Genomic DNA, 15,640 nt, shown 5'->3' with positions numbered 1-15,640 from the left:
AATTGAAGCTTGCAAAAAACTGGTTATCATTAAGTTATAATATCATTTCACTATGAATTTAAACCTGAAAGGTCAAAAGGAAGTAACGTACGATGCAATCGTCGTTGGTTCTGGTATAAGCGGAGGATGGGCTGCTAAAGAGTTAACTGAAAAAGGACTGAAAGTGGTTATGCTCGAACGCGGGCGTGACATTAAACATATTACCGATTACAAAACCGCCACACTGGCTCCCTGGGAATTTGAACACCGCGGACGTGTGACTACCGTTGCCAAAGAAGAATACTGGGCTGGAATGCGTACGGGTTACACAGCAAATGAAGAGCACAGATATCTTTTTGAAAACGATAAAGAAAATCCATACGAAGAAACAAGAGGATTTGACTGGATTCGTGCCTATCACGTAGGTGGCCGCTCACTTTTGTGGGGTCGTCAGAGCTACCGCCTGAACCCGGCAGATTTTGAAGCGAACGCCAAAGATGGTATCTCAATCGACTGGCCGATCCGTTATAACGACATCGCTCCGTGGTATGATTACGTAGAGAAATTCGCAGGTATCAGTGGTGCAAAAGATGGATTGGATGTATTACCAGACGGTAATTACCTTCCTCCGATGCAAATGAACTGTGTTGAAAAAACGGTTAAAGGCGAAATTGAAAAGAAATTTGCAGGCCGTCACGTGATCATGGGACGCGCTGCACATTTAACGCAGCCAAATGCAGTACATACAGAATTAGGACGTGCTGCCTGTCAGTTCCGTAACATGTGTATGCGAGGCTGTCCATATGGTGCATATTTCAGTACGCAGGCTGCAACTTTGCCAGCTGCAACAAAAACCGGAAATCTTACTTTGATTCCTGATACAATTGTAACCGAAGTGATCTACGACGACAAGCTTGGTAAAGCAACCGGCGTTCGTACGATCAACCAGAATACAATGGAAACGAAGGAATATTTTGCAAAAGTTATTTTCCTTAACGCTTCCGCCATTGCTTCTGCGTCAATCCTTTTGAACTCGAAATCAAAAAGATTCCCGAATGGTTTTGGTAATGACAGCGATCAGGTTGGCCGTAATATTATGGATCACCATCTTGCTGTTGGAGCCCGTGGCGATATGGAAGGTTATGAAGATAAATATTATTTCGGACGTCGCGCAAATGGTGTTTACGTTCCGCGTTACCGTAACTGGGGTACTGATAAACGTGATTACCTTAGAGGATTTGGCTATCAGGGTGGTGCGAGCCGCGACAGCTGGGGACGCGGAGCCGGAATGGATGGTTTCGGTGCTGAATTCAAAAAGGAACTTTCGCAGCCTGGCGGATGGAGTATGAATCTTGGTGGATTTGGCGAAATGCTTGCTGACGAAAAAAACCGTTTCACACTTTCTTCTACCAAAAAAGATAAATGGGGACTTCCAGTAGTGGTTTTTGATGCTGCTTACGGAGACAACGAAAAGAAAATGCGTGTTGATATGATGAACGATGCTGCTGAAATGTTGGAAGCGGCTGGTTTGAAAAACGTATCAAAATATAACGATGAGTCAAAACATCCTGGAATTGGTATCCATGAAATGGGTACTGCCCGTATGGGTAACGATCCTAAAACTTCTGTTTTGAATAAAAACAATCAGGTTTGGGGTGCAGAAAACGTCTACATGACCGACGGTGCCTTTATGACATCATCTTCATGTGTTAACCCATCACTTACTTATATGGCTATGACAGCACGTGCTGCGGACCATGCGGTGAAGGAGCTTAAAAAGATGAATCTATAACAGGATCTTTTTTGTATTAATATGATTAAAAAACCCCACCGGGTATATCCGGCGGGGTTTTTGCTTTTGACACCAATAGCCTTTTTTGATAAATAACTTGTAGTACATTGTGAGATCGTCCCAAAGGATGAGCCTGTTTTGTAAATCCTAACCCACTTTACATTGAAAGATTTTTCCTTGCCAGCCATTCCTCAACGGGTTTCCTCTGTTGATGCATACCGCGGTTTTGTAATGCTGCTCATGATGGGCGAAGTTTTAAGTTTTAACAAAGTGTCGGAAGCTCTGCCTGACAGTGCTTTCTGGGCTTTTCTTCACTATCAGCAAAGCCACGTTTCCTGGGTCGGATGCTCACTGCATGATCTGATACAACCATCGTTCTCATTTTTAGTTGGTGTTGCCCTGCCCTATTCCATGGCAAGCAGAGCCAGCAATCAGCAAACAACCGGTATGATGTGGTTTCATACTTTAAGACGCTCGTTGATATTAATTCTGCTTGGTATCTTTTTACGATCCATGCACCGCGATCAGACCAACTTTACTTTTGAAGATACGTTGACGCAAATCGGTCTTGGTTATCCATTTCTGTTTGCTTTGGGTTTCCGCTCAGAGCGTGTGCAATGGACGGCTTTGGCATTTATACTTTTAGGTTACGGAATATTCTTTGCCGTTTACCCACTTCCCGGCCCCTATTTTGATTGGGCAGAAACGGGCACTACCGCGGATTGGGAACATAATTTACAAGGTTTCGCGGCGCACTGGAATAAAAATACAAACGCAGCCTGGGCGTTCGACCGGTGGTTTATGAATATTTTTCCGAGAGAAAGTCCTTTCCACTTTAACGGTGGAGGATATAGTACGCTCAGTTTTATACCTACGTTGGGAACGATGACGCTGGGATTAATTGCCGGAAAATGGTTGAAAAACGCGGAATCTTCATCCTGGCTTATCAAACGTTTTGTGATAACAGCAGCCCTACTTTTTGTGATTGCCATCACTTTAAATCTTACCGGAATTAATCCCATTGTGAAACGTATCTGGACGCCGGCCTGGACGTTGTTCAGTGGCGGATGGTGTTTCCTTCTTTTGGCAGGATTTTATTTTATTGTCGATGTAAAAGAAAACAAATCCTGGTTTCTGCCATTAATCGTGATCGGTACCAACTCCATTGCAGCCTACATTTTTGCGCATACAATAAATGATTTTATTGACCAGTCTTTCCGTACTAATATCAGTCAGCATTATGATCTGATATTTGGAGAGGCTTATCGCACGCTTGTAAGCGGCACCATAATACTACTTGTAGAATTCTGGATCTTATACTGGATGTACAAAAAGAAACTATTTATCAAGATTTAACTTTACTCAACACAGTGCGTTTCTATCCGCCGGATGAATAAAATCGTTCGGCGGATTTGTATTTTAAATCCAAAAAACTAACTTTCTTTTTTTGTTTACAAAATTTAATCTTATCAAATGCTGCAACTGAAAGGAATACATCATATTGCCATTATCGCATCAGACTACGAAAAGTCGAAAAGTTTTTATACTGATGTTTTAGGTTTTACGATTGACAGAGAAGTGAACCGTGCGGAAAGACAATCTTTCAAACTTGATCTTTCTTTAAATGGTCAATATTGTATCGAATTATTTTCATTTCCCGAACCTCCCAAACGTCCGTCGCGACCAGAAGCAACAGGGCTGCGCCATCTGGCTTTTCAGGTCGAAAATATTGAAGAGGCCATTGCAGAACTTGAAAAAAGAGATGTACATCCGGAACCAATACGAATTGATGAATTCACAGGTAAAAAATTCACTTTTTTTGCAGATCCTGACGATCTTCCCATAGAACTTTACGAAGCATAGCAGTCTGATATTTAACACAAAAAGCCCGGAAATGTAAACCCGATTTACATTTCCGGGCTTTTTGATTTTCAGCTAACTGTGACCTGCAAACGCTAATTGCGTCTATTATTCCAAAAACAATTATCACACTTTTAAACATAATACTATACACACATGAAAAAGTACGCAGCAGAATTTATCGGGACATTTTGGTTGGTTTTAGGCGGTTGCGGAAGTGCGGCTCTTGCAGCAGCATTTCCACATGTAGGAATTGGCCTGCTTGGCGTTTCCTTTGCCTTTGGATTAACAGTATTGACCATTGCTTATTCACTCGGACACATTTCAGGAGCGCATCTTAATCCGGCAGTATCCGTTGGGCTATGGATTGGCGGCAGGTTTTCGGGGAAAGATTTATTGCCTTACATCGTTGCACAGATCCTGGGCGGAATTGCCGCAGCAACGGTTTTATCATTTATCATAACCGGAAATGGCAGCACGATCGGAGATTTTGCCGCAAATGGATATGGTGATCATTCCCCGGGAAAATACAGCATGGCGGCAGCACTTGTTACAGAAATCGTAATGACTTTTATGTTCCTGATTATTATTCTTGGTGCGACTGATAAAAAAGCAGCAGGCGGATTTGCAGGAATAGCGATCGGTTTGGCATTAACATTGATTCACCTGATCAGTATTCCTGTTACGAACACCTCGGTTAATCCTGCAAGAAGTATCAGTCAGGCATTATTTGTTGGTGGCTGGGCAACAGAGCAGCTTTGGTTATTTATTGTAGCACCGGTGGTTGGAGCAGCATTGGCAGGAATTGTTTACAAATTCCTTTCGAGCGAAGACTGATCAGGCCGAAACAGAGCGCTTTAAATCTTTAATCCGCACGATGTCATACCTGGACAGGATTTCATAAAATTCAGAAATTCTGTTCAGGTGTTCATCAACAACCCGTTTGATTTCCAAATCCCTATCCAGATATTTATAAAGTGATTTATAAGACTGTAAAATTCTACCTTCCGTTTTTTTCAAATAGTCAGTTACTTCTTCTTTTTCTTCCAGATCATACAATCCTGCAATTGTATTCAAATTTACTTCCTTATCGCTTATCAGATCTTTGTCTGTAAGAAAACACTTAAAATAATCGTAAATCGAATGAATTTCCTTCTGAAATATTAAGGCACTGAAATGACCCTGCGTTAGCATTTTTCTGAGAGGCCCCATACTATCTTTCTTCAAAGCTTCCAGATAAAGCACTTCTCTAATTTTTTGTTCGTTCCATAACGAGCTTATTTTCAGAACGAACTCATGTAATTTGGAATCTTCCATCGCGATTGCTGAATAAGTGAAGGTATTCTCAAATTTGCACAAATTCTATGCCTAATGGTTACAACACGAGGATAATTCCTGATAATATTCTTTAAACCATATAGATTAAATTTATTTTCATAAAAGGCAGTTTTTACATGTTATTTCATGCTTTATCCATACTGCTGAATTGTAGCGTATTTCCACTATTTTTCACACCATACCGGGGAATTTAACTGTACAAAATAAACCTTCATCAGCGTATTATTTTTATACTCGTATGAAACGACATAACTTTGGGCAAATACAATAATTAGATTATTAAAAAGTTAGATTAAAATTATGCGGAGATGAACAATCTCTGATTTACGAATTGTGTACACGTATGCTTAAATACCCAATACTGATTTCTCTGCTTTCCGCAGTTATATTCAATTCCTGTAAGACCTCAGCTCCTAAAACACAAGTAGTTACTGAAACACCTGCGCTTATTCAAATTGGCACTGAAAAGTTTACCGCAACTGATTTTTTAGATTCTTATACCAAAAATAAATTTGCTTCTGATTCTGTCAAAGAGCTTACAGCAGAGGAATATTTACCTGTCTACCGCGATCAGAAAATTAAAATGCTCGCTGCCCGGCAAGAGGGATTGGATACGACAAATGATTATAAGGAAGAAATAAACTCGTATTATGACCAATTGGCCAAAAACTTTTTGGTTGACAAAGTGCTTGTTGAAAAACTCTCAACAGAGGCATACGCGAGGATGAAACAGGAAGTGAAAGCTTCTCATATTTTGATTGCGATTCCGGAAGATGCCTCACCGAAAGATACAATGGATGCCTACAATGCCGCCGTTGCATTACGCGGCAGACTGGAAGAAGGTGCCGATTTTAGTGATATGGCTGCAAAATTTTCCAAAGATCCGTCGGCAGTTCATAACAAAGGTGACCTTGGTTATTTTACGGTTTTTCAAACAGTTTATCCATTTGAAACGACTGCCTATAATTTGCCTGTTGGAAAAATATCCCAACCTGTACGAAGTAAAACGGGTTATCATATTATCAAAGTGAATGATCGCAGGGCAAGCCGGGGAACGGTGAGGATTGCGCACATCATGGTGAAAGTGGATAAAAAAGCTACGGAAGCGCAGAAAACAGCTGCAAAAATTAAGATTGACGAAGCATATAAAAAGCTTCAGTCTGGTCAGGAATGGGATGCTGTTGCAGAAAGCTATTCTGATGACAAACAATCCAGCAAAAATCATGGACTCCTACCCCCTTTTGGCACAGGACAGATGGTACCGGAAGTCGAAGAAACTTCATTTGCACTGACAAAACCAAATGCTTATGCCGCACCCGTTTTGTCGTCTTACGGCTGGCATATCATCAAACTGATTGAAAAAAAGAATCTGGAACCATATAGTGTGATGGCACCAACTCTGAGACAAAAAGTGGTTACCGATTCCAGAGGAAAGGTTTTGGATCAGGCCACAGCAAAACGTCTTCGCACCAAATATGCAGTACAGGAATTTGCCGATCAATATGCCTTATTTAATCCATTAATTGACAGTACGCTAATTTCAGGTTCCTGGGATTACATGAAAGCTGTATCAACGGACTGGGCTTCCAATGTATTATTTACAATCGAAAAGCGACCATACGAAGCACTTTCTTTTTTAAATTATATCAAAACACAGCAGAAACCACGACCAAAGGGCTCCGCACCGGAGGTTATTTTCAAACATTATTATAATGATTATCTGACGGATCGTCTTTTTGCTTACGAAAAAGAGCACCTGGAAGAAACTTATCCGGAATTTAAAAGCCAGATAACAGAAATCCGTCAGGGCGTTTTGCTTGACCTGCTCACAGAAGAAAATGTTTTACAGCGTTCACTTACAGACTCTGTCGGTCAGCAGGCATATTATCAAAAAAATATGGAGCATTTCCGTTATCCTGAACGCGCTTTTGGAACCATTGTAACGGCTCCGGATACTGCCACACTTCACGCTGTAAAAAGAGCAATTGCAAAAAGTCCATATTTACTGGAAAGAAAAGCGAATGAATTGATATTCAAAGAAGGTTCCAGCGATTTGACACAGGATCAGATCGACAAACTTTATGATGTATATATCATTCTTCAAAAGAATCCGGATTATGTTGTTGAAGTAGCCGGTTATCGTTCTTCAACAGAAGCCGAAACAATTTCAGCCGACAGAATAAGAAAAGCGGTTCAGTATTTAAGCTCAAAAAATATATCCATTGTTAAAATTCTTGAAAAAGATTACGGATCTTTTCGTCAATCTGCCGAAATTGAGCGTAATAGAAGAATAAGTTTTCAGTTTTACAGTCAGTCTAAAAAAGATGTTGAGAAAGTCTATAATTCAGTGACGCCGGATGCCGTTATTATTCAGGAAGGATATTTTCAGAAAAATAATGCATTGTTAGGTCAGGCTAAATGGGAAGCCGGTGAACAAACATTGACTGCCAATGGTTTAACTTATTGGATCGATATAGAAAAAATTGAACCGGCCAGAGTAAAAACATTCGCCGAAGCACGGGGCGGTGTCATCAATGAATATCAGAAAGTATTGGAAAAACAGTGGCTTGAAAAGCTTCAGCAGAAATTTCCTGTAAAAGTGAATCAACAAGAATTAGAAAAAATTAAGCGTTAAACGTAAATTAGCATTTTAAAAACCGGTTGACTATCTTTTTATTACAAAACCGGATCACGATAAGCCCTACTATTTCAACTTAGGAACACTTAAAATAATATGAAAATAAATAGATTGATAGTAATGCAATGTTTTGCAATCTGCACATTGTGTTTAAGTCTGGTTGGTTACGGGCAAGGGCAGCAGGGTGTTATGATTGACAAAATTATTGCCCGTGTGGATAACCATTATATCCTCAATTCCGAGCTGGAAGAAATGTATAACAGCTACGCCCAGAATGGTCAGAAAGCACCGGAAAAATGCCAGATCCTGGAATCACTGATCATCAACAAAATGCTTTTGGCAAAAGCTGAAATTGACTCAGTAACTGTTGAGGATAAGGATGTTGATAATGAGCTGGACGGAAAGATGAATTATATGATCCAGCGTTTCGGATCAGAAAAAAACCTGGTTGAAGCTTACGGAAAAAGCGTAGAAAACTTAAAAACCGAACTCCGTACGCAGGTAAAAGAACAGAAAGTGGTTGAAAAAATGCAGCGTACCATTTCCGGTAATGTGAAGATCACACCGAGTGATGTCCGTAAATTCTTCAACGCTATACCAAAAGACAGTTTGCCATATATTCCGTCAGAAGTTGAAATCGGGCATATTGTCCGGTTGGGAACGGTGACCAGAGAACAAAAAGATAAATTAAAAAACCAGCTTCTTGAATTGAGAGCACGTGCAGAAAAAGGTGAAGATTTCGCCATGCTTGCAACGATTTATTCTGAGGATGTTGGATCTGCAAAAAATGGCGGGGATCTGGGTTTTGCAAAACGTGGTGCGATGGTTCCTGAATTTGAAGGAACAGCACTTGGTTTGAAACCAGGCGAAATGTCAGACATCGTGGAATCGCAATTTGGTTTTCACTTAATCAAACTGATTGAAACCCGTGGCGCCGAATATCATGCGCGTCACATTCTTTTGCGCCCGGATTATAACAAAGGAACGGACATGAGCAGTGCGCTACGTGTACTTGACAGTTTACGCATTCTTATCAAATCCGATAGTTTGAAATTTGCGAAAGCGGCGCTTAACAATTCAGAGGATAAAGAAACCGCAGAAACAGGTGGAATTATCCAGGACAGAAATACACAGCTTGGACGATTGACACTGGATGCTTCAATGGACCCTGCGCTTTATTTCGCTATTGATACCATGAAAGTTGGAGATTTAAGCGTGCCGGTTTCTTACCGTACGGAGGATGGAAGAAGTGCGATGCGTATTCTTTGGTACAAAAGCCGGTCTGAGCCGCATACTGCCAATCTTCGTGATGACTATGAGAAAATTTCCCAGATCGTGTTGAGTAATAAAAGAAATCATGCCCTGGAAGAGTGGTTCAAAAAAGCGCAGGGTGATGTTTTCATTAGTGTAGAACCTGAATATAAAAATTGTAAAATTCTGGGGTTGTCCAACGGCAGCGATACCTGAGTTCAAAGCGTAACGATTGAAGAAATTTAAGATTCCCCAAAATTGAAAATTGACTCACTGTGAATTATAAATCTGACGTTGAAGCAGCCGAGGCTATGAAAGTGGCCTATGAGAAAATCCGTAGTGAAATAGGTCAAGTGATCGTCGGACAGGATGAAGTTATTAAAAGGTTGCTTACAGCCATTTTTTGTCAGGGACATTGTTTGCTGGTTGGGGTACCGGGATTGGCTAAAACACTGCTTATTCAAACCATTGCTTCATCGCTTGATTTAAAATTTAACAGGATTCAGTTTACCCCGGACTTAATGCCGTCGGATATTCTGGGTTCTGAAACTTTGGATCAAAACCGCAATTTCAAATTTATTCAGGGACCCATATTTTCAAATATCATTCTGGCGGATGAAATAAACCGTACGCCTCCAAAAACGCAGTCAGCGCTTTTGGAAGCCATGCAGGAGTATTCTGTAACAATCGCCGGACAACGTCACGCTTTATCACGTCCCTTTTTCGTACTGGCGACGCAAAATCCGATTGAACAGGAAGGAACCTATCCGCTTCCCGAAGCACAGTTGGATCGGTTTATGTTTATGATCCAGCTGGATTATCCGTCATATGCGGAGGAAGTTCATATCGTAAAAAACACAACCAACGATTCAAAATACCAGGTTAAAGAAGTGATCACGGCGGAAGAAATTATGGATTTCCAACATCTGGTCCGCCGCGTTCCGGTTACTGATCATGTGATTGAATATGCAGTAAAACTGGTCCATAAAACCAGACCTTCTTCTGCTCTCGCAATAAAAGATACGAATGATTATCTTGAATGGGGCGCTGGCCCGCGTGCCTCACAAGCCTTGATTTTAGCATCCAAATGTAACGCTTTACTTTCCGGAAAATATTCCCCGGATATTGAAGATGTGAAGGCCGTTGCACTTCCGGTGTTACGTCATAGAATAATCAGAAACTTTAAAGCAGAGGCCGAGGGCATATCGGTTGACGACATTATCGCCCGCCTTCTTTAATCAGAAAAAGGAATTTAAAGTATATAAAATTGCGTTGATCTGTAAAGGATATCAACGCAATTTTTGCTTTTACAGGTATTCATCTATTCCAATCTCAACATCAAAACCATACTGAAACGATGACAATTCAAGGAGAAAATTATATAGGTTACTCACTTTCATCTCAAAACGAACATACTTTCAAGTCGTACGTTCCGGCTCAAAATATAGAATTACCTGAAAAGTTTCATACCGCTACTCCTGATGAAGTAGCCCAGGCCATGGAACTTGCCCAAAAAGCTTTCGACGAATATTCGCAAATTCCCGCGGCAAAGAGAGCCGATTTTTTGATTGCTATTACCGAAGAAATACTGGCCATCGGTGATGAATTACTGGAAAGAGCAAATCTTGAAACCGGATTACCCATTGCACGTTTACAAGGCGAAAGAGCACGGACGATTAATCAGCTAACACAATTTGCAGATCTGATCCGTGAGGGGTCATGGGTGGAAGCGAGTATTGATACTGCCATTCCTGATCGCACGCCGATTCCCAAGTCAGATCTGCGTAAAATGCTTATTCCTATCGGGCCAATCATTGTTTTTGGTTCGAGTAACTTTCCTTTTGCCTATTCAGTTGCCGGCGTTGATACTGGTCCTGCTCTGGCAGCCGGAAATCCGGTAGTAGTGAAAGCGCATCCGGCACACCCCGGCGTAAGTGATCTTACAGCGCAAGCGATAGTGAAAGCAGCGAAAAGAACAGGAATGCCGGATGGCGTTTTCTCTATGTTGTATGATGATGGTTTTGAAGTGGGCGCTGCCCTGGTCAAACATCCGGCCAGCAAGGCTGTTGGTTTTACCGGCTCCATAAAAGGTGGAATGGCACTGCACAAAATGGCGCAGGAACGTGAAGAACCAATTTCTGTTTTTGCTGAAATGGGAAGTGTGAATCCGGTTGTTATACTACCTGAATATCTTGAAAAGAATGCGCTGCAATTAGCCAAAACCATGGCGGGTTCTGTGACACTGGGGGCCGGACAATTTTGTACAAATCCCGGATTGGTATTTGTTATTGAAACCGGTTCGCTGAATTTATATGAGGAAGCTTATAAAAACGAAATCCTGAAAACCGCCTCAACAACAATGTTGACGGCCGGTATCCGTTCCAATTTTTATAAGTTGAGAGATGAACTGGTCGGGCAAGAAGGTGTGACCGAACTGGCTTATTCCGATTTGACGGAAGAACAGGAAAATCAATCTCAGGCTTCGGTTGCAAAAGTGAGCGGCAAAGATTTCATTGCAAACCCTAAAATCCATGAAGAAGTCTTCGGGCCATTTTCCTTATTGGTTATTTGTAAGGATAAAGCTGAATTACTTTCGGCCATTTCTCATTTGAAGGGGCAATTAACTGCATCGCTGATGGCTGACGCTGACGAAGCTTCCCGTTATCCTGAATTACTAAGAACGCTTTCCAAAATTTGTGGACGGTTTATTATGAATGGCGTTCCTACCGGCGTAGAAGTTTGTCCTTCCATGCATCATGGCGGGCCATTTCCATCGGCGACGGATGCCCGATTCACTTCTGTTGGCCGGCATTCCATTCTTCGTTTTGTCCGTCCGCAATCGTTTCAGGATTGGGATGACTCTTTACTTCCTGTTGAATTGAAAAACGCCAATCCGCTGGGAATTTTCAGATTGGTCAATAATGAGACAACCAAACGTTCAATATAAAACTTAACTTTAAACGCTTCCATAAATAACAGATGGAAGCGTTTAAATTATTTTCAGGACAAAGCCATGATTTCAACAAAAAACAAAACCTTCCATATTCTTAACGGTGACGCATTGCTGGATAACTTCCCGGCTGAATTGCTAACCGGCGAAATCATTATTGCAAGAGAATGTCTGGTTGACGGACCTGTAAATGGCGAAACACCGGAAGCATTCTGGGAAACCCGCGCAGGTTTTATTCAGGAAACTTATGGTGAAGAGAAGGAAGTTTATTTTGAAGAAGTTGTTACTGAATTTGAAAAAATAAAAGCAATCCCTGCCAACTCGGAAGTTAACTTTTGGTTTGAGGATGATTTGTTTTGCCAGGCAAATTTATGGTTTTGCGCTTCACTGCTGCTGCCTGTTGCGCATACTCTTAAATCTTATATCATCAAACCGCCGCTAATCGGCCAGGAACCTGATTGGCGTGGATTTGGCCCGATGGATCGTCATGCTTTGGCCGATGCTTACCTAAACAAACAGGAACTTTCACTGGCTGATTTAAGTCTGCTGGCTAATCTCTGGGATGCTTACAAAAATGATAACCGTGAAAAATTCGCAGAACTGGCAATGATGAAATCAGAAAATTTTCGATTTTTAAGTCAGGTTATCCAGGCTCAGCTTGACCGGAAAGCTCACAGACCGGAAATGGTTTTAAAGCAGATTATGCAGGAAAAAGAAACGACAGATTTTAAAACGATCTTTAAAGAGTTTGGCAAACGGGAAGGAATTTATGGCTTTGGCGACTGGCAGGTTGAAAAACTTTTGGAAAAAATACAGTAAAATTTCCTACTCCGGATACCCGACTTCAACCAAAAATAAACCTTCCGCAGGTGCCTGTGCTCCTGCCTTGCTCCTGTCCTGTGCCTGAATAATTTTTTCAAAATCTGCTATACTTTTTTTGCCGGTACCCACTTCCAGTAATGTCCCAACCAGCGCCCGGACCATACCACGCAGGAAACGGTTTGATTTCACACTGAATATCAGAATGCCATTTTTTTCAAACCATTCTGCCTCAGTAATATCACAAAGAAAGTTGTTAACCTGCGTGTGTAGCTTACTAAAACTTTCGAAGTTCTTATATTTAAACAATAGCAATGCCGCCTCATTCATCAGCTCAATATTCAGCGGTTTGTGAAAAATATGTGATTCACCAAATAGAAAAGGATTTTTCCTTTTCACGATCCGGTATTCATAACGCCGGTAACTGGCATCAAAACGGGAATGGGCAGTATCTTCAACAGGAAAAACACGGTGAACAGCAATGTCGAATGGCAGCAGACTGTTAAGCCGGTAAGTCAATAAATCGCAATCCTTAACGGCCTCAATAATATCAAAATGCGCATATTGCTGTTCGGCATGTACGCCGGTATCGGTCCGGCTGCTGCCTACGGTTTCAATCGTTTCCCTCAAAATAAGCGTAAGTGCTTCATCCAGTTTTTGCTGGACAGAAATGGCATTGTTTTGCTTCTGCCAACCACTGTAATTTGTTCCTTTGTAGCTGAATTCTATAAAATAGCGCATGAAGCAAAAGTAAGAGAAAGTAGTGAGTTTACCTTTTTAGGTTTAAAAGTAAAGATTAATGATGGGCTAGATCAGGCACTGATTTGTACTTTTTCGTGTTAATCTAAATCTTGAATATTCTTAAAACTGTTGCGTTTGTATAAATTTGACAACAGAATACTGAATTAAATACAGATTTCATTCAAAGAACACAAATTATTTCGAGGTTGACGTGAAGAACATTAACTTTGACAATTAATATATTTCCAGTACTGTATGATTACGGAAGAGAAAAAAGAAGAGAAGAGCCTGAATTTTATTGAAGAGATCATTGAGGCGGACCTGCAAACGGGTAAGTACAAGGAAATTGTGACCCGTTTTCCTCCCGAACCAAACGGATATCTTCATATCGGTCACGCTTCAAGTATTTGTCTGAATTTTGGATTGACAAAGAAATTTCCAGGTTATACCAACCTGCGTTTTGATGATACTAATCCAACGACGGAAGATACAGAATACGTTGAAAGTATTAAAAATGACATCCGCTGGATGGGTTTTGAATGGCGGAACGAACTTTATGCTTCTGACTATTTCGATACCTTATACGATTATGCGGTAAGGCTTATCCATATGAACCTAGCCTATGTTGATGATTCCACTTCGGAGGAAATTGCAACATTGAAAGGCACACCAACAGAGCCGGGAAAAAACAGTCCGTTCCGGGACCGCACGATTGAAGAAAATCTGGCTCTTTTTGAGCAAATGAAAAACGGAGATTTTCCGGATGGAAGTCATACACTCCGTGCAAAAATTGATATGGCGCACCAGAATATGCTGATGCGCGACCCTATTTTATACCGTATCAAACATGCGCATCACCACCGTACCGGCAACAAATGGTGCATTTATCCGATGTACGATTTTGCGCACGGACAAAGTGATTCCATTGAAAACATAACGCACTCGCTTTGTACAATGGAATTTATTCCGCATCGTGAACTATACGACTGGCTGATCGAAAAGCTGGAAATATATCCGTCGCATCAATATGAATTTGCGCGCAGGAATCTGAATTATACGGTTACGAGCAAAAGAAAATTGTTGCAGCTAGTTCAGGATGGCCACGTAAATGGCTGGGACGATCCGCGGATGCCAACCATCAGCGGTTTGCGCAGAAGGGGTTATACACCTGCCAGTATCCGTGAATTTTGCGATCGTATCGGCGTAGCACGTCGGGAAAATATGATCGATGTAGGTTTGCTGGAATTTTGTGTGCGGGAAGATCTGAACAAAACTTCCCTTCGCAGAATGGTGGTTCTTGATCCTTTGAAACTGGTGATCACCAATTTCCCTGAGGATCTTTCTGAAACCTGCATTACGGAAAATAACCCGGAGGATATCGCAACGGGTATGCGGGAAATTCTTTTTACAAAAGAGATTTTCATCGAACGCGAAGATTTCATGGAAGTTCCGTCCAAAAAGTATTTCAGACTTGCGCCGGGTAAAATGGTGCGTTTGAAAGGAGCTTACATCATTCAGGCTAACTCTGTGGTTAAAGATGAAAACGGTGAGGTTACCGAAGTGCATTGTACTTATATTGAAAACAGCAAAAGCGGGCAGGATACGACGGGTATCAATGTAAAAGGAACTTTGCACTGGGTTTCTGCAAAACATGGTGTTCTGGTTGAAGTCAGGTTATATGACCGTTTATTTTCTGTTGAAAATGTTGCGTCGGAAGAAGGTGATTTCAAGGAATATATGAATCCGGAATCGTTAAACATCATCACAGGATTTGCAGAACCTGCATTGAAAGAAGCAAAACCAGGCGAATCATTCCAGTTTTTAAGAAAAGGATACTTCGCAGCTGATCCGGATGGTACGGTTGAGAAACCGGTTTTTAACCGTACGGTGACTTTGCGTGACAACTGGGCGAAGGCCGGGGAAAAGTAGATAGCTGCTGGCTGATGGCCATTGGATTTTCTTCAAATAAAGCTGGCTTGGTTAGCATACCGAAACGCAATAGAATTAAAACGTTAGTAAATTGTCGTTTTCAATCCCGAAGGGATGTTATTATTATAGAAATTGAGAAACAAAATACGCTAAATTTCACTTCTCCTATAATAATATCAGTCCTTCGGACTTAAAGTATTTTCATGCCTCTACCTGGCTTGGTTGAAAATTTAGAGGAATTTATATATCCACTTCGTTTGAAAACGTCGTTTACTTGAAAAAGGGAACGACGTTTTTTTCTTGATTAAAATTCAGTTAAACACTCCATATAATTAGATTGGTT

Annotated in this window: 12 protein-coding genes; 10 read left to right on the top strand and 2 right to left on the bottom strand. The window is 41.1% G+C overall.

The window, feature by feature from the left end:
* Positions 1-52: 52 nt before the first annotated feature.
* From LXL81_RS01050 to aqpZ, 4 genes are all read left to right on the top strand, one after another.
* A complete protein-coding gene (locus LXL81_RS01050; protein ID WP_234644847.1) occupies positions 53-1,771 on the top strand; it encodes an FAD-dependent oxidoreductase in 1,719 nt (572 codons plus the stop codon).
* A 162-nt stretch (positions 1,772-1,933) separates the two neighbouring features.
* The gene (locus LXL81_RS01045) at positions 1,934-3,127 is read left to right on the top strand and encodes an acyltransferase family protein (RefSeq protein WP_255713586.1); all 1,194 of its coding nucleotides are present in this window, start codon (positions 1,934-1,936) and stop codon (positions 3,125-3,127) included.
* 117 nt (positions 3,128-3,244) lie between these two features.
* Positions 3,245-3,634, top strand: coding sequence for a VOC family protein (locus LXL81_RS01040; RefSeq protein WP_234644846.1), 390 nt, complete (start codon positions 3,245-3,247; stop codon positions 3,632-3,634).
* Positions 3,635-3,787: 153 nt separating this feature from the next.
* Positions 3,788-4,468 (top strand): aquaporin Z, encoded by a 681-nt coding sequence (gene aqpZ / locus LXL81_RS01035; RefSeq protein ID WP_234644845.1) that lies wholly within the window; start codon positions 3,788-3,790, stop codon positions 4,466-4,468.
* Here aqpZ and LXL81_RS01030 read toward each other — a convergent pair whose 3' ends face one another.
* The gene (locus tag LXL81_RS01030) at positions 4,469-4,948 is read right to left on the bottom strand and encodes a hypothetical protein (RefSeq protein ID WP_234644844.1); all 480 of its coding nucleotides are present in this window, start codon (positions 4,946-4,948) and stop codon (positions 4,469-4,471) included.
* A gap of 364 nt (positions 4,949-5,312) precedes the next feature.
* Here LXL81_RS01030 and LXL81_RS01025 point away from each other — a divergent pair, with 364 nt between their 5' ends.
* The 5 genes from LXL81_RS01025 to LXL81_RS01005 all read left to right on the top strand — a co-directional run bounded on the left by LXL81_RS01025 (position 5,313) and on the right by LXL81_RS01005 (position 12,627).
* Positions 5,313-7,604, top strand: a complete 2,292-nt coding sequence (locus LXL81_RS01025; protein ID WP_234644843.1) for a peptidylprolyl isomerase — start codon at positions 5,313-5,315, stop codon at positions 7,602-7,604.
* A 105-nt stretch (positions 7,605-7,709) separates the two neighbouring features.
* On the top strand, positions 7,710-9,074 hold the full coding sequence (locus tag LXL81_RS01020) for a peptidylprolyl isomerase (RefSeq protein WP_409013857.1): 1,365 nt from the start codon (positions 7,710-7,712) through the stop codon (positions 9,072-9,074).
* 59 nt (positions 9,075-9,133) lie between these two features.
* Positions 9,134-10,096 carry a MoxR family ATPase gene (locus LXL81_RS01015; RefSeq protein ID WP_234644841.1) on the top strand — a complete coding sequence of 321 codons (963 nt, stop codon included), beginning with the start codon at positions 9,134-9,136 and terminating at the stop codon, positions 10,094-10,096.
* 119 nt (positions 10,097-10,215) lie between these two features.
* Positions 10,216-11,805 carry an aldehyde dehydrogenase (NADP(+)) gene (locus LXL81_RS01010; protein WP_234644840.1) on the top strand — a complete coding sequence of 530 codons (1,590 nt, stop codon included), beginning with the start codon at positions 10,216-10,218 and terminating at the stop codon, positions 11,803-11,805.
* 66 nt (positions 11,806-11,871) lie between these two features.
* Positions 11,872-12,627, top strand: coding sequence for a DUF1835 domain-containing protein (locus LXL81_RS01005; RefSeq protein WP_234644839.1), 756 nt, complete (start codon positions 11,872-11,874; stop codon positions 12,625-12,627).
* Positions 12,628-12,633: 6 nt separating this feature from the next.
* On the opposite strand, the gene truA is transcribed toward LXL81_RS01005, so the two are convergent.
* Positions 12,634-13,368, bottom strand: a complete 735-nt coding sequence (gene truA, locus LXL81_RS01000; protein ID WP_234644838.1) for a tRNA pseudouridine(38-40) synthase TruA — start codon at positions 13,366-13,368, stop codon at positions 12,634-12,636.
* 255 nt (positions 13,369-13,623) lie between these two features.
* Between truA and LXL81_RS00995 the strand changes: the two genes are divergently transcribed.
* Entirely contained in the window at positions 13,624-15,297 is a 1,674-nt protein-coding gene (locus LXL81_RS00995) for a glutamine--tRNA ligase/YqeY domain fusion protein (protein WP_234644837.1), read from the top strand.
* The last annotated feature ends 343 nt before the right edge of the window (positions 15,298-15,640 follow it).

The sequence above is a fragment of the Dyadobacter sp. CY356 genome (assembly GCF_021440195.1).
GTDB lineage: Bacteria > Bacteroidota > Bacteroidia > Cytophagales > Spirosomataceae > Dyadobacter.
Note: the sequence above shows the minus strand (reverse complement) of the source record. Positions and strands in the feature narration are given on the sequence as shown.